This is a genomic window from Roseibium sp., assembly GCF_965276855.1.
GTDB lineage: Bacteria > Pseudomonadota > Alphaproteobacteria > Rhizobiales > Stappiaceae > Roseibium.
This window is the reverse complement of sequence record NZ_OZ255700.1, coordinates 727,008-747,416: the sequence shown is the minus strand read 5'-3', so window position 1 is coordinate 747,416 and position 20,409 is coordinate 727,008. Positions and strand designations below refer to the sequence as shown.

General features: G+C 56.9%; 18 protein-coding genes. 7 read left to right on the top strand and 11 right to left on the bottom strand.

Annotated elements, in window-relative coordinates; genetic code table 11:
• The first annotated feature begins 64 nt into the window (after positions 1-64).
• The 4 genes from ACQY4Z_RS03330 (at position 65) to ACQY4Z_RS03315 (ending at position 6,826) form a co-directional block, all read left to right on the top strand.
• The gene (locus ACQY4Z_RS03330) at positions 65-577 is read left to right on the top strand and encodes an Hcp family type VI secretion system effector (protein WP_409685534.1); all 513 of its coding nucleotides are present in this window, start codon (positions 65-67) and stop codon (positions 575-577) included.
• A gap of 215 nt (positions 578-792) precedes the next feature.
• Entirely contained in the window at positions 793-3,534 is a 2,742-nt protein-coding gene (tssH, locus tag ACQY4Z_RS03325) for a type VI secretion system ATPase TssH (RefSeq protein WP_428526656.1), read from the top strand.
• Positions 3,535-3,651: 117 nt separating this feature from the next.
• Positions 3,652-5,271: a sigma-54-dependent Fis family transcriptional regulator gene (locus ACQY4Z_RS03320; protein ID WP_428526654.1), complete on the top strand. Its 1,620-nt coding sequence runs from the start codon at positions 3,652-3,654 to the stop codon at positions 5,269-5,271.
• 106 nt (positions 5,272-5,377) lie between these two features.
• On the top strand, positions 5,378-6,826 hold the full coding sequence (locus tag ACQY4Z_RS03315) for a serine/threonine-protein kinase (RefSeq protein ID WP_428526652.1): 1,449 nt from the start codon (positions 5,378-5,380) through the stop codon (positions 6,824-6,826).
• A 13-nt stretch (positions 6,827-6,839) separates the two neighbouring features.
• Here ACQY4Z_RS03315 and ACQY4Z_RS03310 read toward each other — a convergent pair whose 3' ends face one another.
• On the bottom strand, positions 6,840-7,613 hold the full coding sequence (locus tag ACQY4Z_RS03310; RefSeq protein WP_428526650.1) for a MinD/ParA family ATP-binding protein: 774 nt from the start codon (positions 7,611-7,613) through the stop codon (positions 6,840-6,842).
• Positions 7,614-7,639: 26 nt separating this feature from the next.
• A complete protein-coding gene (locus ACQY4Z_RS03305) occupies positions 7,640-8,065 on the bottom strand; it encodes a hypothetical protein (RefSeq protein WP_133950685.1) in 426 nt (141 codons plus the stop codon).
• A 149-nt stretch (positions 8,066-8,214) separates the two neighbouring features.
• Here ACQY4Z_RS03305 and ACQY4Z_RS03300 point away from each other — a divergent pair, with 149 nt between their 5' ends.
• Both ACQY4Z_RS03300 and ACQY4Z_RS03295 read left to right on the top strand, forming a co-directional pair.
• Complete coding sequence (locus ACQY4Z_RS03300; protein WP_428526648.1) at positions 8,215-8,841, top strand: LysE family translocator; 627 nt, start codon at positions 8,215-8,217, stop codon at positions 8,839-8,841.
• Positions 8,842-8,999: 158 nt separating this feature from the next.
• Entirely contained in the window at positions 9,000-9,800 is an 801-nt protein-coding gene (locus tag ACQY4Z_RS03295; RefSeq protein WP_428526646.1) for a hypothetical protein, read from the top strand.
• A gap of 88 nt (positions 9,801-9,888) precedes the next feature.
• Here ACQY4Z_RS03295 and metG read toward each other — a convergent pair whose 3' ends face one another.
• From metG to ACQY4Z_RS03280, 3 genes are all read right to left on the bottom strand, one after another.
• Positions 9,889-11,409 (bottom strand): methionine--tRNA ligase, encoded by a 1,521-nt coding sequence (metG, locus tag ACQY4Z_RS03290; protein ID WP_428526644.1) that lies wholly within the window; start codon positions 11,407-11,409, stop codon positions 9,889-9,891.
• A 343-nt stretch (positions 11,410-11,752) separates the two neighbouring features.
• The gene (locus ACQY4Z_RS03285) at positions 11,753-12,748 is read right to left on the bottom strand and encodes a YeiH family protein (protein ID WP_428526642.1); all 996 of its coding nucleotides are present in this window, start codon (positions 12,746-12,748) and stop codon (positions 11,753-11,755) included.
• A gap of 15 nt (positions 12,749-12,763) precedes the next feature.
• Entirely contained in the window at positions 12,764-14,026 is a 1,263-nt protein-coding gene (locus tag ACQY4Z_RS03280; protein ID WP_428526640.1) for a cytochrome-c peroxidase, read from the bottom strand.
• A gap of 57 nt (positions 14,027-14,083) precedes the next feature.
• Here ACQY4Z_RS03280 and ACQY4Z_RS03275 point away from each other — a divergent pair, with 57 nt between their 5' ends.
• Positions 14,084-14,578, top strand: a complete 495-nt coding sequence (locus tag ACQY4Z_RS03275; protein WP_409690887.1) for a tetratricopeptide repeat protein — start codon at positions 14,084-14,086, stop codon at positions 14,576-14,578.
• A gap of 94 nt (positions 14,579-14,672) precedes the next feature.
• Here the strand turns inward: ACQY4Z_RS03275 and dctP are convergent, their stop codons facing one another.
• The 6 genes from dctP to ACQY4Z_RS03245 form a co-directional block, all read right to left on the bottom strand.
• On the bottom strand, positions 14,673-15,731 hold the full coding sequence (gene dctP, locus ACQY4Z_RS03270; protein WP_133950671.1) for a TRAP transporter substrate-binding protein DctP: 1,059 nt from the start codon (positions 15,729-15,731) through the stop codon (positions 14,673-14,675).
• A gap of 27 nt (positions 15,732-15,758) precedes the next feature.
• A complete protein-coding gene (locus ACQY4Z_RS03265; RefSeq protein ID WP_133950669.1) occupies positions 15,759-17,048 on the bottom strand; it encodes a TRAP transporter large permease in 1,290 nt (429 codons plus the stop codon).
• Positions 17,048-17,638, bottom strand: coding sequence for a TRAP transporter small permease (locus ACQY4Z_RS03260; RefSeq protein WP_428526637.1), 591 nt, complete (start codon positions 17,636-17,638; stop codon positions 17,048-17,050). The genes ACQY4Z_RS03265 and ACQY4Z_RS03260 overlap by 1 nt, the downstream gene beginning before the upstream one ends.
• Before the next feature lie 74 nt (positions 17,639-17,712).
• Entirely contained in the window at positions 17,713-18,228 is a 516-nt protein-coding gene (locus ACQY4Z_RS03255) for a flavin reductase family protein (protein ID WP_133950665.1), read from the bottom strand.
• The gene (locus ACQY4Z_RS03250) at positions 18,228-19,118 is read right to left on the bottom strand and encodes an aldo/keto reductase (protein WP_428526634.1); all 891 of its coding nucleotides are present in this window, start codon (positions 19,116-19,118) and stop codon (positions 18,228-18,230) included. The genes ACQY4Z_RS03255 and ACQY4Z_RS03250 overlap by 1 nt, the downstream gene beginning before the upstream one ends.
• Entirely contained in the window at positions 19,118-20,272 is a 1,155-nt protein-coding gene (locus tag ACQY4Z_RS03245) for an LLM class flavin-dependent oxidoreductase (protein WP_428526632.1), read from the bottom strand. The genes ACQY4Z_RS03250 and ACQY4Z_RS03245 overlap by 1 nt, the downstream gene beginning before the upstream one ends.
• Positions 20,273-20,409: the final 137 nt, after the last annotated feature.

Sequence of the window (20,409 nt, the reverse complement as noted above, 5' to 3'; positions counted from 1 at the left end):
AGGGCGTCGGAGGTGAACAACCTTCTACCGGAATTTCGAAAGCTCACATACGGGAGACGATAAAATGGCAAACGTTGCATACATGACCATCAGCGGGTCCACCCAAGGCGAGATCACGTCAGATGCCACAACAGCTGATTCCATCGGCAACAACTGGCAGGAAGGCCATGAGGGCGAATCCCTGGTCTACAAGTTCGAGAGCAACGCAATTGTACCGCGTGACCCGAACTCCGGCACCGCCATCGGCACCCGCCGCCACCAGCCGACAACCATCATCAAGCCGCTGGACAAGGCGTCTCCGTTGATGTGGCAGGCATTGGCCACCGGCGAATCCCTGGAAATCACCATCAACTTCTGGCGCACCTCGACGGCTGGCGTTCAGGAGCACTACTACACGATCAAGTACACAGATGCGGTCCTGGTTGAAGGCAAGACCATCTTGCCGGATGTCTTCGATGATGCGAACGCATCTCGCGGCGATCAGGAGCAGTGGTCCTTCACGTACCGCAAGGCTGAGTGGACCCACGAAAAGGCCGGCACATCCGCGTCCGACGACTGGCGCGCTCCGGTCACCTGATTTCGGTGCCAGCAAAGAATTGTTGACGGAATGCCGCTTCGGAAACGGGGCGGCATTCTTTTTAACGTTTGTACGATTAATTCAGCTCATTCCGCATTGTGCGGGAAACGTCTCTTTGCGTAAGCTTGAAGCGTTCTTATGACACGCCTGTCATTAAAGGCCGCTAACAGTTGGGAACAATGCACGTCCGTGCATAATTTTGGGGGTTGCTCACCGTGCTCGACCTTGATCTTCGCCGCCTCATCGGCCGTTTGAACGCCTATTCGAAACGCTCACTCGAAGCTGCTGCAGGCCTTGCGGTGACACGCGGGCACTATGAAGTCTCCATTGAACATGTGCTGCATGTGTTTGTCGAAGACAGTCAGCATGATGTTCAAAGCGCGCTGAGACACTTCGAGATTGATCCTGCTGTCATGCGGAAGGGGCTTCAAAGTGTCCTTGAAAGCATGAAGACAGGCAATCAGGGCCGTCCGGTGTTTTCCCCGCTCCTCGTCGAACTCATTTCCGATGCCTGGCTGGTCAGTTCTGTGGAATTGGATCTCGATCAGGTCCGCTCCGGCAGCCTTCTGGCCACAATTTTCGCCCAGCCGAACCGTTACGGCGATGACCGCTGGTTGCAATACATGGAAGACATCTCGTTTGCCGGGTTCAAAAAGGACTTCTCCGACATCATCGGGAATTCCGAGGAAACCACTGCAGGCCTGACCGCAGCACCTGGTGGAGACGACAAGGCGCCGTCAGTCGCGCCTGGAATGAGCCCGGACAGCGCGCTCGCTCGCTTCTGCACGAACTTCACTCAGGCTGCCCGTGAGGGCAAGATCGATCAGGTGTTCTGCCGGGACCGCGAGATCCAGCAGATGATCGACGTTCTTGGACGCCGCCGGAAAAACAACCCGATCTGTGTCGGTGAACCTGGTGTCGGTAAGACCGCAGTGGTCGAGGGACTTGCGGTCAAGATCGCCGAGGGCGATGTGCCGGACATGCTGAAGAATGTTGAGCTGATCGGCCTGGATCTCGGCATGCTGCAGGCCGGCGCCGGTGTGAAGGGCGAATTCGAAAACCGTTTGAAGGGCATCATTGACGAGGTCAAATCGTCGCCGAAACCGATCATTCTGTTTATCGATGAAGCGCACATGCTGATTGGTGCAGGGGGTTCTGCCGGTGGTGCGGACGCCGCAAACCTTTTGAAACCGGCTCTGGCGCGGGGTGAGTTGCGCACCGTCGCGGCGACGACCTGGAGTGAATACAAGAAGTATTTCGAAAAGGATCCGGCACTTGAGCGCCGGTTCCAACTGGTGAAGCTGGACGAGCCGAGCCCGGAACAAGCAATCACCATCATGCGCGGCCTGCGCAGTGCTTATGAAAAGAACCACGGCGTCTACATTCGCGACAATGCCGTTGTAGCCGCAGCAAAACTCTCCGCGCGCTATATTTCAGGCCGTCAGCTGCCGGACAAGGCCGTGGATGTGTTGGACACAGCCTGTGCGCGCGTGAAGCTGTCCTTGTCATCCAAGCCGTTCGTGATCGAGCTGAAGGAGAAGCGGCTTGGCGAATTGAACCGGGCGCTCGGATCATTGACCCGGGATTCGCAGGCTGATTTTGCTCCCGATGATCCGCAAGTTGAAGAGATCGATGCTGAGATCAAAACAGTCGAAGCGGAAATCGCTGAGCTGACAGCCCGTTGGCAAAAGGAGCTGGATCTCGTCAATCAGATCCTGAAACTTCGCCATGACCTCGGCCTTAGCCTTGAGGGGGACGAGCCGGCCGCAGAGGAAGAGGCGTCCAGCGAAGAGGGCGACGGAACCTCCGATGATGCAGAAGCCGATGCAGGCGACGACGCAGCCGCAGCCGATGGTCCAGTTGATATCGAAGCCATGAAGGCGAAGTACGCGGAGATCGCCAAGGACCTCAAGGAAGCTCAAGACGGCGATCCTCTTGTGTCCTTTGAAGTCACCGAAGAAGCCATTGGGCAGGTGATTTCCGATTGGACCGGTGTGCCGCTCGGACGCATGGTTGAAAACGAAGCTGACTCAGTCCTGAAGCTCTCCCAGAACCTACAGGCACGGGTGATCGGTCAAGACCACGCCATTCAGGCTGTCGATGAAACCTTGCGGACTGCAAAGGCCGGGGTTCAGAATCCGGACGCGCCGATGGGCGTCTTCCTGTTCGTCGGCCCATCAGGTGTTGGTAAAACCGAGTTGGCGACGGCAATCGCGGACCAGCTGTTCGGAGGCGAGCGCTTCCTGATTTCCATCAACATGTCGGAGTTCCAGGAAAAGCACACCGTATCGAAGCTCGTTGGATCTCCTCCGGGCTATGTCGGCTATGGCGAGGGTGGTGTTCTGACTGAAGCTGTCCGCCAGCGGCCCTATTCGGTAGTACTGCTCGATGAAGTGGAAAAAGCGGATCTTGAGGTGATGAACCTCTTCTACCAGGTGTTCGACAAGGGTGTCTTGTCGGACGGGGAGGGGCGCCAGATCGACTTCAAGAACACGATTGTTGTCCTGACCAGCAACCTGGCCACGGATGTTCTGACCGAGATGGGCTCGCTTCCGGAAAAGCCAGATGTCGATGAGTTGGTGGCAGCCTGCCGTCCGATCCTGAGCGCGCATTTCAAGCCGGCACTTCTGGCGCGGATGCAGATCGTACCGTTCTACCCGCTGATCGGCGAGCCGCTTGAAAAGATTGTCCGGTTGAAATTGAACAAGGTCGGCAAACGCTTGCGTGAAAACCAGAAGATGGAACTGGTCTATTCCGATGAAGTCGTCAAATCGATTGCCGCGCGCTGCACGGAAGTTGAAACCGGTGCCCGGAACATCGACCACATCGTCAACCGCACGATCTTGCCGGAGCTGTCCACCGAGCTTTTGACAAAAATGGGCGGCGACGGAACAGACTTTACCAAAGCGACCATTGATGTCGGCGAGCCGGGCCACTTTACCTACAGCCTGAGCTGATGACCTTGCAAAGACAGGCTGGCAAAGGCGCCGCCTGCAAACATGAACACAAATGGCTTCCGGGCGGGCATACTGCTGCCCGGGGGATGAGTTCACATCTGTGCAGGCGGAAACCGAATGATACTCGATGACCTGTTGGATTTGACTGAGGCGCTGGCGGGAGCCGAGCAGGTGGAAACTGTTCTGGAGCTCGTGCTGGATTCGGCGCTCAAGATCTCGCGCGCAGAGGGCGGGTCGATCTATACCCTCGACACGCTGGGGCAGCATTTGCACCGCACGGCGTCCCGGTATCATGGTGTTGTCGCCACTGCGGCAACAGGCGAGCGTGTTTCCATATACGGTGATGACATGATGCCGAACCTGCAGGCTCCAGCTGCGCTCGTCGTCTCCACCGGTACAGTGATCAACATCGCTGACATCACCTCAGCGGTCGGATACGACTTTTCCCGCATCGAGGAAGATGACCGGCTGTGTGGAACCAAAACACAGTCCTTGGTCATTGTGCCGATGACGGTTCTAAGGGACAGGTCCATCGGGATCTTGCAGCTGATCAACCCACGTAATGCAGAGGGCCAAACCGGTGCCATCGGCGACGAAGTTCTGAAGCAGCTCAAGGCACTGTCCATCCATGCGGGGATCTGCATCTGGAACACACGCATGCATGAGGAAAACACGCGCCTCAAGAAACAGTTCGATCGCTATATGAAGGAGCTGCCGCGCCAGCTGACGAAAGACAAGGCGCAGCCGGCTCCGGTCAAAAAGCAAAAGCCACAAGGGCTCGTCGGTGACAGCCCGCCGATCGAAAAGGCCATCAACCTGATCGGCAAGGCGGCCAATTCCGATGTCCCGATCTTGGTTCGCGGGGAAACCGGGACCGGCAAGGAGATGATGGCAAGTTTCATCCATCAGTCCAGTGACCGGTCGGACCAGGCATTTGTCGTGCAGAACTGCGCGGCGCTCCCCGAGGCATTGCTCGAAAGTGAGCTTTTTGGACACGTCAAAGGGGCGTTTACAGGCGCGCAAACGGATAAAGCAGGCCTCGCACATGAGGCGCACAAGGGCACGCTGTTCCTCGATGAGATCGGTGACATGCCGCTCGCGCTTCAGGCGAAGGTCCTGCGTTTGCTGCAGGAAGGCGAAGTCCGCCGGGTTGGAGCGACGAAAACAGAACATGTTGATGTCAGAATCGTCGGGGCAACAAACGTCAATCTGGAAGAAAAAATCGCGGAAGGCGAATTCCGAAAGGATCTGTTTTACCGTTTGAATGTCTTCCCGATCAGTTTGCCGCCTTTGCGGGAACGTCCTTCTGACATTCCGAAACTCATTGATCATTTCCTGAAAAAAGGCGCTGCCAAGGCGGGCACGGCCGTACCGATCGTGTCCGCAGACGCGCTCGATGCGCTGTTGTGCTGGAGTTATCCCGGCAATGTCCGCGAACTAAAGAACATTTTGGACCGGGCCCGCTTGATGGCGGAAGCTGGTTATCCCATCCAGTTGGAGCACCTGCCGTTGGAGCTGACAGGGCCCATGAATGGTGGTGCAACGCCAATGCCGGGCGGGATCCCGGAGGGGGATTTGAAAACCATCGTTGGCCAGTATGAAGCACTGGTCATCGAGGCAAAAATGCGGGAAGCTGGTTGGAACAAAACCAATGCGGCGCGTTTACTGAAAGTAAGCAGGCGCACCATTATTGAAAAGCTGAACCGCTACAACATCACCCGTCCGGCTGGCTTCTGACAGTGGTCGGGCCATCAGGAGACACCGCAGTCTGAAACTCTTTGGGTTTAGCGCGAAAAAACAGGATGCCACTGGTGAAGGTCCCGATTCACTGGTGAAGGCTTTTGTGTCCGGCCGTTTGTCCTACGATGCGCTTCTTCACGGGTTGAAGGAGGTGTTTCATCGCTCTGATTCACACGCGGCCGACGTTCATGCGACCTTGGGACAAGCTGTTGAAAGCGGGCGGCTGCCGAACGACCTCGCTCAAATCATACGGACACAACTGCCCCCAGGCCGCGGGTCAAACGACTCCGATGGGCCGGCAGCGCCCTTAGACACGGCTGCAATCGCGAGCGCGGCCGCAGAGCCTGCGGCTGAAGACGATCTGGATGAGCCGACCATCCCCAATGGCGTGGTCGGTCGCGCGTCTTCAGCGGCTCAGTCAAAGCCTCCCAGGCAATCGCCTTACCTGCCTCCCTTGCCGTATCTGACTGAACCACCCGCACAGGCGGGCGATGACATGCGCAACAAGGTTGATGATGTTGTCCTTGGGTCGATCGTCGACGGATTCAAGGATTTCCGGAAAGCCCGGACCAGCGGCGGCGATCAAACTTTTGGGGAAGCACAGTCGGGAAAGTTGGATCAGTTTCTGACCGGCTACAAAAGTGCGCGCCTGCGCACGAATGCCCGTAAGGCGGCAGCAGGTCAGTCAGGAGGGGCGGCCGATCTGAATTCGCTCGCGGGTGCCGGAGCAGAGCGGGCAGGGGTGGGAACGCTTCTGCGCGACAGGTTCGTGCTCGACCGGGAGGTTGGCCGGGGTGCCATGGGCGTCGTCTATGCCGCCGTCGACCGACGCCGCTTGGAGGCCGGGCACGACGAGCCGTATGTGGCGCTCAAACTCCTGACCGATGAAATCCGGTCCGACACCGGCGCCTTGCGCCAGTTAGAGGCGGAGGCCCGCAAGGCTCAGGCGCTCGCGCATCCAAATATTGCAACGATCTATGATTTTGACCGGGACGGCGGTGAGGTCTTTATCGTGATGGAACTGCTGCGTGGGACCACCCTGGACCGCAAACTTTCAGCTGCACTGGGCCATTCGCTGCCTGCCAAGGAAGCCTTGCCGATCTTGCAAGGTATCTGCGACGGCCTCATCTATGCGCACAGTCAGAATGTCGTCCATTCCGACTTGAAGCCGGGGAACATCTTTGTTCTCGATAACAATGTGGTCAAATTGCTCGACTTCGGTCTCGCAGCCGTTACGACCGCTGACATGGCCGATAATGGCCTCGGCAGCGCATTGACCGCGTCCTACGCAAGTCCGGAAATGTTTCAAAAGGCACCACGGGATCCGCGCGACGATGTGTTCGCGCTTGGCTGCATCGCCTATCAGGTTCTTGCGGGTCGCCATCCGTTCTCATTGAAAGGCTCGGATCAAGCTGCCCGGGAAAACATGGTACCTGAGCCTTTGGAAGGGCTGGATGCCGACGTGTGGCAGGCTCTTGAGAAAGCCTTGGCATTCAAGCGCGAAGACCGGCTGGCCAATGTCAGCACGTTGCGGGCTGCACTCTTCGATTAATCCATAACGTGGATCATTCAATTGAGTCCGCGATCTTCTCGATCGACCGGGTGAATGCATGGTCCGGGTGCAGAGTGCGGATGAGGCCGGTGCTGCCGATCTGGATCAGGTCGGTCGAGAGCGGCAGGACCGCTGCAACAGGCGTCCGGTAATTTGAAAAGATCCGCTGGGACAGATCCTGGAAGTCGAAGGTTTCCAAGGCCTTGTTGACCACCAAAAACAACTGCGGTACTTCCAGCTTGCGGGCAAGCTCCAGCGTCACCGCTGTCCCCTGATAGTCCTGAATATCCGGACGCAGTATTAATAATAGCGTGTCGGAGATCGCGATCGACAGCAGCGTCTCTTCGTTTACGCCCGGATGGGTGTCGATCAGAAGGTAATCGAGATCCATAGTATCGCAGAATTCCATGAACCCGCGATTGAGGGCTTCCACATCATACATCTCCTTCACGATCCGCGCGATGTCCCCGGTCTTGATCGAGGAGGGAATGAAGAAGACCTTGCCCGGCCCGGTGATCGACGGCTGGCCGTCCGGGCCTTTGACACCGTCTGTGATGTCCAGAACGGTGTCCTTGATACCGCAATAGCCCCAAAGGTAGTTGTTGAGCGTATGCGTCACCGTGTTCAGGTCGACATGAAAGAGCGTGTGAATGCCCGGTGACTGAATATCCGTGTCCACGATCCCGACCTTGTGGCCGCGCAGGGCAAGGCTTGCAGCGATGTTCGCTGTCACGTTCGATTTGCCGGTGCCGCCGCGATAGGAATGGGTGGAAATGATTTTGGTCACAGGAATTCTTTCAGTCTAAAGAAGCCTCAAGGCTGCTTCTTATACTTTGATCTCATCGACTTTGCGCGGGCCTGAAGCGTGCGGAAATAGTCGGTATCAGCGACTTTTTCTACCTCCATCTTGGCTTCTTGTTCGTCATAAGCGACTTCGAATTTGTCGAGGCGGACTTTCAGTTCCTGGTTCTCCTTTCGGAGCTGAGCTTCAGCGAGTTCCAGTTTGCGCCGTGTTTCGGTCAAATCCTCAATAAGCTGGCCGGAATGGAATTCCCGGGCCTCGACCTGCACCACCATGCTGGAAAACGTTTCGGCAAGCGCGCGGATGCTTTCCGGCACTTGTTTATCCGTGATGATGTCAAAGAGGCCATCTACATCATCATAGCGGCCATTCGCGATTGCTTCGCACGTCTTTGCGAGGCTTGCGATGGCAGGCTGCATGGCGTCCGGTGAGCTCAAAAAACCTCCTGAAGATCGGCGGGTGCTGGACCGTCGCCCTTGAATACACCAACACACGGGGGACCCAAAGGCAAAACTGTCTTTGTTTTCCCTGACCTTGACCGGAGAATTTTAACCGGCGAAAGGTGAACGAACGATTGGAGACCCAAATGATTCCGGTAGATGTCCTTGGTGTATTTTTTGTCGCGGCCGTTGCCTTGGGTCTGGCGCCGGGGCCCGACAATATCTTTGTTCTGACCCAATCAGCCCTTTACGGACGGCTTGCCGGCCTAGTCGTGACGTTGGGGCTGTGCACAGGTCTCATCTTTCACAGCGCGGCCGTCGCATTGGGTGTCGCCGCGATCTTTCAGACCTCTGCTCTTGCCTTTACGCTGCTCAAGTTCGCTGGGGCTGCCTATCTCGTTTACCTGGCAGTGCAGGCGTTCCGGGCCGGTAGCAGCAAGATCAACGGGAACAGTGCTCCGGAAATGTCTCTCCCGGCGCTCTATGTGCGCGGCATTATCATGAACGTGACCAATCCCAAGGTTGCGATTTTCTTTCTGGCGTTTCTGCCGCAGTTTGCAGACCCTGCGCGCGGCTCTGTACCGCTTCAGATCCTCATGTTCGGCGGGCTCTTTATCATTGCCACGATCCTCGTTTTTGGCGGTGTTGCACTCGGAGCCGGTTCTCTTGGGGGGTATCTGAAGCGTTCTCCATCAGCCCAAGTCTGGCTCAACCGTTTGGCGGGTGTTGTCTTTGTCGGTCTGGCCGTCCGTCTGGCAATTGCCGAGCGCTGAGGCTGTGTGATTATTGTTCGGCTGGAGCTTCTGTGAGTTTATCAACATCAAGTTGTAGAATGCTCCGGATTTTTACACAGCATTAACCATAAGACGCGCACAACTGTAGGACGAAACCCGAAGGTGGCCTTCGGCAAATCCAAATGGCGTGTCAGCTCATGAAGACCAGTGTAGTTACAATTCTTTCGGCCATTACGGCGGCCGGCTCTGCCATGGCCGCAGATCCTTTTCCATATGATCCAGGCATGTCAGGCGAGGTCTACACCGCATCGACGTTGCGCGGCTCTATCGGGCTTCGTTATTGGTACAGCCAGGGATCAAATGAGTTTAATGGGGCCTTGGGTACAGCCAACGCGGAGAACGTGACTGGCCATACTGCCGAAGTGTTTGGTATTCTGGAGGATATTTCGACCCGAACTTCCGCAAAGACAATGGTCGGTTTTGGTAAGAACTCCAACGGTGATCAAACCTGGGTCGGGTTGGAGTCCAACGACTGGAACACAACCAATCTTGGATATGTCCTGCTCGACGGCGGTTGGGAAGTCGCCAAATTTGCTGGAGGTAAGGGACGTATCAAGGCGCTGGTCGGCTACCACTATCTCAGCGATAAGACGTCGGCGACTTATTTTGGAACGCAAAAACGTGCTATGATGAACAAGTGGCATGCCCTTCGGCTCGGCGTTGCTGCCGATGGCGAGCTGAGCGACAGGATTGGCTGGTCAATTGATGCTGCGGCCGTGCCTTGGTCCTACAACCAGTTTGATGATGGTTTCAACACGCTTGAGAGCGAATACACCTACGGCTTTGAAGCCGACGCCGCATTGAACGTTGCACTGACCAGCAATTGGGACATTGGTGTCGGCGGCCGCTACTGGTGGCTGCATTCCGAATATGAACTCGACCAAGACCAGACCTATCAGCGGTATGGCCTGCTGATCGAGAGCAAATACAAGTTCTAGAAAGTCTCTCTCGACCGTCCGGAAATCACTTGTTTTCAAGAAAAACGCCGGCCAAAAAAGCCGGCGTTTTTTGGGAGGAGTTTGAGCCTTACTGAACCCGGGGGAAGAGCGCGTCGATCTCGCCGAGTTCTGTCCCGCCGGCCAGCTTGTCCAGCTCCGGTTTCCAGGGGCTCGCCGCTTCCGGGGCATTCAGCATGCCAAGCGCTCGGGTGGCTGAACCCGGGATGACCTGGGTCAGCGCCTCGAACAGGATGCGCTGGCAATCGAGCGTGACATAGAGAACGGTTGCGCAGCGCTCGCGGGTCTCTTCGTTCTTGAAAAGAGACCAAGGAGCTTGTTGGTCGATATACTCGTTCATGGCCACAGCCGCATCGACGATTTGCTGGGTCGCTGCCGGAATATCCTGCAGATTGATCCAGCCGGCGAACGCCTTGCCTGCCTCGACAACGGTGTTGCGCAGCGCCTCATCTTCGGCCGTCAGGGTGCCCGGCATCGGCACCTTGCCGTCGAAATTCTTGTTTGAGAATTTCGCAACTCGGGACAAGAGGTTGCCGATCTTGTTGCCAAGTTCGGAATTGTAGGACTGGGTGATCAGGTCGACCGAGATCTGGCTGTCGCTGTCCGCGCGCATGTGCCGGGCAAGGTACCAGCGCAGTGCGTCGACGCCGAGCTTGTCCATCACCTCGATCGGGTCAACCACGTTGCCGATGGATTTCGACATCTTGACGCCGCCTGCGCCCACCCAGTGGCTGTGCACCGAGAGCTTCTTCGGCAACGGCAGATCAGCGGCCATCAGCATCAAGGGCCAGTAGACGCCATGCGGCTTCAGGATGTCCTTGCCGATCATGTGCTCGCATTCCGCCCACCAGTCCTGGTAGCCGTCTTCCGGCCAGCCGATGTTGGTCAGGTAGTTGGCAAGCGCGTCGAACCAGACGTAGGTCACGAAATCCGGATCGAACGGCAGATCGACACCGAGCGTGACACGGGTTTTCGGCCGGGAGATACAAAGATCCTCCAGCGGCTCGGCCAGCATCTTCTTCAGCTCGTTTTTGAACGGCTCCGGCTGAACGAAATCCGGGTTCTCGTCGATGTGCTTCAGGAGCTTTTCGCGGAACGGTTCCATCTTCAGGAAGTAGTTGGTTTCGTCTGTCTGCTCGACCTTCATGGTCGGGTGCAACGGGCACTGGCCGTCCTCGGTGAGATCGCTTTCCTTCTTGAATTCCTCGCAGCCTTTGCAATAGGTGCCGGTGTACTGCTTCTTGACGATCAGGCCCTTGTCGAAGATACGCTGCTCCATCTCCGCGACAGCCGTCTTGTGGCCCTCGCGACTGGTGCGCACGAAATAGTCGAACTCGACGCCGAGCTGCTCAAACACATCGCGGAATTCCTTACAGCGCATGTCGAGATAGTCGGTCACAGGCATGCCGAGATCCTCGGCCGCTTCCTGGTTCTTCTGGCCGTGTTCGTCGACACCGGTGGAGAGCATCATCTCATACCCCAGCGCCTGACGGTTCCGCTTCAGGATATCAGCCATGATCGAGGTGAAGGCGTGGCCAATATGCGGGGATCCGTTGACGTAGTAGATCGGAGTGGTGATGTAGCTTTTCATCAACATGCTTTCGAAATTTCTAGGCAGGGGCCGGGGTGCCTTTTCGTTCAAGGACCGGCCAGAAAATCCGCCGTGAAGAGGTGCGAGCTATATTTCACACTCGCGCCCCCAAGAAAAGCCCCGGCGGGGCAAAAGCGGATGGGTGGTTGCTTAGGATATAGGGATTTGAGGCGGATGAAGCTAGGTGTAAACGCTACTCCGTCTGCCGTCCCGGCCTTGAGCCGGGACCCCTGCTTGTTAGAAACAAACGGCCCCGGCGCAAGGCCGGGGCGGCAAGGTTGGAGCGAGCCACCACAGGTTGGTCAGCTTGTCGCTATTTCTGATCCAGTTCTCGCCCGAAAGATCACCCGATTAACCAGATCCCGGCAAGCACGAACAGGGCAAGAAATACTGTTTGCGTGACCACCATCCAGATCGCCGGCCCGCCGACTTCCAGGAGTTTCGGAATGGAGGTTTTCATGCCGACAGCGGCGATCGCCGCCAGCAGCGCCCAGCGGGACACCTGACTTGCCCCATCCTTCACGATCTCCGGGATCAGTCCGAAGGAGTTGAAGGTTGCAAGGATCAGGAAAGCGACGACAAAAAGCGGCATCAGAGGCGGCCGGGCAGCTCCAGGTTCCGATACTTTGCGCAGGATAAGCGCTGCGATTAACACGATGGGGGCCAGCAGGGTGACCCGGATCAGCTTCACCAGCGTTGAGAGATCACCGGTTTCTTCTGAAACGGAAAAGCCAGCGCCGACTACTTGTGCAACATCGTGAATGGTGCCGCCCAGGAAAACGCCCGTCGCATCCCGGTCGAGCCCGAGTGAGGCGGTCAGGATCGGATAGAAGATCATCGCGAGTGTGGACAGCACAGTCACTGTGATGACGGTAAACGCAAGGTCCCGTTCTGCATGCTCACGTTTTGGTAATATCGAACCGATGGCCATCGCAGCCGAAGCTCCACAAATGGCGACCGCACCGCCAGACAGAAACGAAAACAAGCGGTCCTTGCCAAAGAGGTTTCCGATCAGGAGTGAAAAGCCGATGGTCGCCAGGACCCCCGCAACAACGAGAGCCAGAAACGGCAGTCCAAGCGCCTGAACCATATCAACACTGATCCGAACACCCAGCAAGGCAACCCCAATCCGCAACAGTGTGCGTGCAGAAAAGGCGATGCCGTCCGCTGTGCGTTTCTCGTCAGAGAGAAAATTGAGCGGCATTCCAAGCAGGATCGCCATCAGCATCGCGGGCGCACCATAGTGCTCGTTCAAAAACTGCGCCGAGATCGCGACCAGGCCGGCAATCGCTATTCCCGGGAACAATTCGTGAGCCCGGTGTTTGATCTTGTCGATCATTTTTCGTCCTTGTTCTTATTTGTCGATCGGAAGACCGCTTGGAACGGAAGTTGGAATGCCAAAGGGCGGAAAAGCTACGGAATCTGCGCCTGTAAGCGCTTTCATAAAATCTACTATAGCATCAATTTCACTGTCAGAAAGGTCAATGGTCTCAACGTCGCGAAAAAGACTTTGGCGGGCCATTTCGCGGCTGTCCGACCAAACGACAAAATCGATGGCCTCCAACCAGGGAGCTGAGGGAAGGGCGGCAAGTTTTGGGTCCCATTTCGCCAGCATGCCGTTGGGATCAAGATGATGGCGTATGATCCCCTCCAGTGTTGGATAGGCGCCATTGTGCCCGTAAGGCGCTGTGAGCGCGACATTGCGCAGCATAGGCGTGCGGAACCGGTAGGCATCTTCCAGACTGTCGCTTTCGGCCATGCGTCCGGTGTCCCGTACCATCGGGTCAAACCGGCGGGTCCGGCCCGGTCCGAAAGGCGGTAGCCCGAGCGCGTGGAACTTCTGGTCACTCAAAAGACTTCCGGAATGGCAGCTTGAACAACCGGCTTTTCCGTAAAAGAGATCGAGACCCTGTATTTGTTTCGCCGAGAGCGCCTCTGTGTCTCCGGCCAGATAGCGGTCAAACGGACTGTCGAAGCTCTTCCATTCGATTGCCTGAAAGGCGGCAAGAGCGTTGGCAATCTCAACGATCGTGACGTCTTCGGCTGACTCAATATGGTCGAAAGCTTCGATAAACATTTGACCATATTCAGGAATTACGCGCACCCTTTTTGCGAGGATCGGCCAGGCCGCATCGATCCGGTCGTGGACCGCGCCGGCAATCTCGTTTTCTTTCGGGTTTCCGGACATCTCGAATTGCGCCACAAGGGGAAACACAGCCTGGGCCGCGAGCAGCGAGTTGAAGCCTTCCGGCAGCCATTCTTCCGCGGGTGAATTGAAGCCGTTCTCATAGGTGTCGGCAACGGAAATGCGGCCGTCATGAAACAGGGTGTGAAGGTCTTTTGCGCCCAAATTCCAAAGGCCTGGAGCATTGCGCGGAATCCGTTTCTTAATCCGGCTGTCACCGGCTCCGGCCATGCGATCCGGTCCGAGTCCTTCGCCGCCCTCGCCAATGCCGAGTGACAGGCCGTCACCGGTTCCAAACTCTGGATGATGGCAGGTTGCGCAGGCAATATTCCTGTTGCCGGACAGGATCTTGTCGTAAAAGAGAAGTTGGCCGAGCGCGGCCTGCTTGCGATCAAATTCGAGAAAGTTGGATTGGGTCAGAGGTGCTGGCAATTCAGCTGCGTCAGCTGGCAATATGCAGGCGGACAAAAGCGAAGGAACGAGGATAACATGACGCCACTTCGATCTGCGGTTGCCGCACTTTGCATCCTTGTCGGCGCGGCAATGACCAGCCCCGCGCGTGCGGAGATCGAAGAAGCGCGCGATCTGATGGAATCCGGCAAATTCGAAGAAGCCAAGGATGCGCTTTGGCCAGCGGCTCGGTCCGGCAACGCTGACGCCGAAGAGCTGATCGGTGTCATGTATGCCATGGGCCTTGGCGTTGAGCGGGACGATCAAAGGGCGTTTGAGTGGTATCTCAGAAGCGCCATGAAGGGGCATCCCGGCGCGCAGTCCGGTGTCGGCTGGTACTACGAAATCGGACGTGGCATGCCGGCGCCCGATCTTGTGCGCGCTTACATGTGGTACACACTGTCTGCCATCGGCGGCGATCCGGACGCGGCGATTTCGCTTGAAGAGGTGGTCAAAAAGATGACCGCGGAAGAGATCGAAAAAGCGCATATTCTTGTCGCCGACTACAAGGTCTGGATGTACCCGTTCCGCTGATTTTGATCAGGGAATGGCTTGGGAGACAAGGCCATCGCCAGATCAAAAAGATGGCAAGTTAAGAGCCCGGCAAATTGCCGGGCTCTATTTTATCTTAGTTCAGGTCTGCGTCGCGCGCGCCGTTCACGTCTGCCTCGGCAGCTGCCACGGCTTCTTCCAGAGCGCCGAAGATTTCGCCGCCGCGGTCAACGTTTTCCTTGAACCAATCGAAGACCGGGCTTGCAGCTTCTTTGAAGGCTGCCTTTTCGGCCGGGGTTGGAACGTAAAGATCACCACCACCTGCGACAAAGTCTTCATAGGCCTGGATCGACTTGCGCTTTGGAGATGCAAAGGTTGCTTGTTGCAGGGCATAGAAACCATCAACAACCACGCGGCGCATGTCTTCCGGCATGGAGAGGAACTTCTCGTTGTTCATCCACCACAGAGCGCCCATGTAGGCGTGTCCGTCGAGGGTGACGTATTGCAGGCCGGCATCCGGGAATTTCATGCCCATGATGTCGGTGATGCCGTTCTTTGAGCCTTCAACCACACCGGTCTGGAAGGAGGTGAACAGCTCCGGCCACGGGATCGGGGTCGGAGACGCACCGAGCGCTTTGACAAGAACCTGCGGCAGATCAGCAACGACAGTCCGGATCTTCAGGCCTTCCATGTCAGCAGGTGCCGCAATACGGCGTTTTGTGTTTGCGAAGTTCCGCCAGCCGCCGGTGTTGCCGATGGTCATCAGGCGGATCATGTTGTCGCTGTCTTCCAGCGCCATGTTGCGCATGGTGCGGGTGAAGTCGCCGGACAGGACGTGTTCTGCGATCCGGTCGTCAGACATCATGTATGGCAGGTCGAGAACCTGAACATACGGGAAGATGCCGGATGCGCCGCCGGATGTGGAGATGTAAATATCGATGGCACCGCCTGCAACGCCTTGCAGGCACTCAGCGCCGTTGGAGCACAGCTGCGTACCGATAAAGAGTTCGACTTCGATGGCGCCGTTCGAAGCGGCTTCCACGAAGTTCTTGAACACGACAAGACCATCATAGTCTTCATCGTTTTCGTTGGAGTTTGCAGTGGCGCGCAGGGTGTAGTCGGCCGCCGTTGCACTCAATGCGGACCCGGCGAGCATCGCCGCGACCGTCAAGGATTTAAGGGCAGATTTGAGCATTGAAGTCCTCCCTAGGTAAAGCTCAGATCAGTTGGCAAATCCGGTCAGACGCGGGATCGTCATCGAAAGTGCCGGAATGTAAGTGATCAAGAAGATCACTGCGATCTCCACCGCCAGAAACGGCAGAATAGCCTTGGATATCGTCTCCACCCGTTCCTTGGAGACAGATGCTGCAACAAACAGGACCAGCCCCATCGGAGGCGTTGCCAGACCGATGGTCAGGTTCACGCTCATGATGATGGCAAAATGGATCGGATCAACACCCAGTTCGAGAAAGATCGGTCCAAGGATAGGTCCAAGAATGATGATCGCCGGTCCCGCATCCAGGAACATGCCCACGATGAACAGAAGCAGGTTGATCAGGAACAATAGGAGCAGCGGGTTTTCGGTGAGGCTGAGTACGAAATCGGCCATGATTTGCGGTGCGTAGCTGAGGCTGACCACGGTTTTGAAGGCCATGGCGGCCCCGACCAGCAGCAGCACAACGGCTGATGTGATGCCAGCACGGTTCAAAACACCCGGAATTTCATGCGGCTTCAAGGTTCTGAGAACAAACAGCCCGATGAAGAGGGCATAGGCCACAGCAACGGCTGCCGCTTCTGTCGGTGTGAAGACACCAGCCAGAATGCCCCCGAGGATGATCACCGGGGTCAAAAGCGGAAAGAAGGCCTTGAGTGATGCCTGGCCACGTTCGCCCCAGGTCGACTTCCGGGAAGCTACGGGGAAATCATACTTGTCGGCCATGAACTTGACCATCAGCATCAAGCCGACGCCGACCATGACACCGGGAACGATACCGGCAAGGAACAGCGCAGCAACGCTTTCGCCCATCACATAGGCGTAGATGATCATGATGCCGGATGGCGGAATGATCGGGCCAATCACCGAGGAGGCTGCCGTGATTGCAGCGGCGAATTTGCGGGTATAGCCCTGTTTTTCCATGGCCGGGATCAGCATGGATCCGAGCGCTGAGGTGTCGGCAACCGCCGAGCCGGAGAGACCGGCAAACAGCATCGACGACAGGATGTTGACGTGCGCCAGGCCGCCGCGCAGGTGCCCCATGAGTGCCTGGGAAAACTCCACCAGCCGCATGGTGATCCCGCCTTTGTTCATCAGCTCGCCTGCGAGCATGAAAAACGGAATCGCCATGAGAGGAAAAGAGTCCATCCCGTTGTAGACGTTACGGTAGAGAAGGGTGATGTCCCGCTCCTGACCGTTCAGCCACAACAACATGCCGGGCGCTGCGAGCAGGCCGAAAAAGACCGGCAAACCGATCATCAGGAAAACGAGGAAAACGGGAAGAAACCAGATCAGCATCAGTCTGCCCCCGCCATGTCGATATCCGGAATGCCCGGAAGGTCATCCTTGCCACCGATCAAGGAGATCAGACTGCGCAAGATGAGCTCTACATTGACCAGAGCGAGCAAGATGACGCCTACGAACATCGACATCATCATCCAGCTGCGCGGCACCCGGATCCACTCGGTCAACGCCAAATTGCCCGGCACGTAGAGGGAGGCGGTCGCGAATTTTCCACCAAAACCGGTCACTTCAGCGTAGCCAATCTGAACAGCGACGATCAGCACCACGAACGAGACGCACAACAAGAAAAGGGAAAGGACGCTTGCCAGGATTTTGGGCAGCATGATCACCAGCGTGTCGATGGCCACGAACCCGCCGCGCCGGAAGGCGGTCGGCGCCATCAAGCCGGTCATCCAGAGCATACAGAAACGGGCGGCCTCATCAGGCCAGGGGAGGGCATTGTTGAACCCATAGCGGGCCACGACCTGTATCAGGATCGCAACCACCATCAACGCAACGGCGACGACGCCGATCCCTCGTCCGATCCGCAAAAGATGCGAATTGACGAAGGCAAGCGGTTTCAAAACCGCCAGCAATGCCCCCATACGGGCTCCTCCCTGGTACGTCCATTATGGCAGGGGCGATGTTCGTCCCGGCCTTTGCTTATCTTTGCACGCTCTTACTTTGGCGCGATTTGTCCGAGTTTGCCGGAAAAAAATGTCAGCGCATCCCCGGTGCGCATCTCAGCCTGCATCACTTGGCCCAGAACAATCAAATGATCGCCACCCTCGTAGGCCGCGAACCGTTTGCATTCGAAGCGCGCCAGGCAGTTCTCGATCAGCGGTACGTTGTTCTCGCAAAGCTGGTATGTCAGCTGATCAAAAGCATGTGCGTTCTTGACGAACCCATTGCAAATCTCCGCCTGCTCGTGGCTCAGAACATGGATTGCATAGCGTTCTGCTTGCTCAAAGTAGCGGAACCGGCGCGAGCCCTTGTCCGGCATCCAGAGGACGAGTGGCGGGTCCATGGAGACGGAAGAAAAGCTGTTGGCGGTAATCCCGACCGGGCCGTCTTCAGAATGGGTGGTCACAACAGTAACGCCGGTCGCAAATCGACCGAAGGCATCCCGCAAGAGCCGGGAGTTTTCAGAATGCGGCGCGAACGTCACGGTGTGATCTGCATTTTGCATTGTCATCAGGGAACCTCGTTTCCAAGGGCTGCCTCGTAGAGGCGGTACCAGGTTTCGCGGTCAAGTTTGACTTTGAGCGCGTCTGAGATTTTCCCGATACGCTCCAGATTGTTGGTGCCCATGACCGGCATGAGATGTGCCGGATGCGCCAAAAGGAACGCAACGGCAACAGCAGATCGGTCAACACCGAAGGAACTCGCGATTTCGTCCATCACGGACCCGAGCTTGCCGCCTTCCGAAATCAGCGATCCGCCACCAAGCGGTGACCAGGCCATCAGTTTTGTGCCGAGCCGCTGGTGGAAGGCCAAATCGCCATTTGTAAATGGCGAGATTTCCTTCAAGGAGATCTCGATCTGGTTGGTCACCAGCGTGTTGGACATGGCGGATTGAAGAAGTTCCCAGTCCCAAGGACGGAAATTGGAGACGCCGATGTTTTTCACCTTGCCAGACTTCACCAGATCATCCAGCGCAGCGCCCGTTTCATGATGGTCCATGAACGGATCCGGGCGGTGAATCAGAAGAAGGTCGACCGTCTCGATGGCCATTTCGGTGAGAGAAATCTCGACCGATTTCTCAATGTGAGCCCGCGACGTGTCGTAGTACTTTACCTTGGCATCGGCATACCGGCCACACGGAGCGACGATGTCACACTTGGTGACGATTTCCATTTTGTCGCGCAGGGACGGATTGGCTTTCATCGCGCCGCCGAGCACGGCCTCGGCACCGTAATCGCCGTAGATATCTGCCTGATCGAAGGTCGTGATGCCCTGATCAAGACAGGATTGGATTTTCCGCTCCACATGCGCCGGGGATGTGTCCGCATCATCGCCCAGCCGCCACATGCCATAGATGAGGCGGGAAAATTCAAGCGTGTCGTTAAGTTTGACGCGATCCATTAGCGGCGGACTCCATTGCCGAGCGGTGTTGCAGGGGTTTCGGCCGGAACGCGGCCGTAAGCTTCGGGAAGCGAGCAAGTCTTCAGGTTTGGCATGACGCGGGAACCGAAGTGCTTGGCTTCTTCTTCATGCGGGTAGCCGGAGAAGATGAACGCGCGGATGCCCATTTTCTGATAGGCTTCGATCTTGGACATCACCTGATCGGTGGAACCGACAAGTGCCGCCCCGCAACCGGAGCGGGCCCGGCCAACACCGGTCCAAAGGTTCGGCTCGATGTAACCAAATTCATCCGCGATCTCGCGGTTCTTGGATTGGTGGCTTACACCAAGAGACTTTGCGTCGAGCGCCCGTTCGCGGATGGCGGTGCCTTTGTCATCGTCCAGCTTGGAAACGATATAGTCGGCGTATTCCTGCGCTTCCTTTTCGGTGTCGCGGACGATCATGTGGACGCGCAGACCGTAGTCGAGAGTGCGATCGTATTTCTCGGCGACGGCATGAACAGCCTTCATGCGGCCTTCCAGCTCTTCAATCTTTTCCGGCCACATCAGGTAGACATCACAGTGCTGGCCGCACAGGTCCAAAGCGTCTGGCGAATAGCCGCCAAAATAAAGAAGGGGGCCGCCGGTCTGGTAAGGCCGGGCCGGATCCGTGGTCAGGCCTTTGAAATTGTAGATCTGGCCTTCGTAATTGATCTCGTCCTGTGTCCAGGCTTGCTTGAGGATTTCAACCACTTCGCGGGACCGTTGATAGCGGTATCCGCTGTCGGCTTCTTCGCCCGGGAAGTTGGAGGAGATGATGTTGACCGTCAGCCGGCCTGCCAGCATGTGGTCCAGCGTCGCGATGGTCCGCGCCAGCATGATCGGCTGCATTTCGCCACAGCGGACAGCCGCCAGCAAGTTAATCTTGTCGGTAATCGGCGCGCAGCCGGCGACGAAACTCAAGGTGTCCTGCCCGACCTGGTAAGACGACGGGCAAAGAATGTTCCGGAAGCCCTGGGCCTCGGCTGTTTTGACGATGGAAGAGCAGTGCTCCCATGAGGACCGCAAGTGGCCTTCCGGCACGCCGAGGAACTGATAGTCGTCCGAGCACAGCGCCGCGAACCAGGACACTTCAGCTGCATCTAGGTCCGGCGAAGTTACGGGAACAACGGTCATCTAAGGCTCTCCTCCCCAATATTTTTCGGGCATTTCGTTTGTTTTCGAAGGCCTTCATTTGGACCTTCACTTTTTCCTTGCTTATCACCCGCCTTGATGTAAATCAATAGTGTATCAATTTTCGAAAGACAGATCGC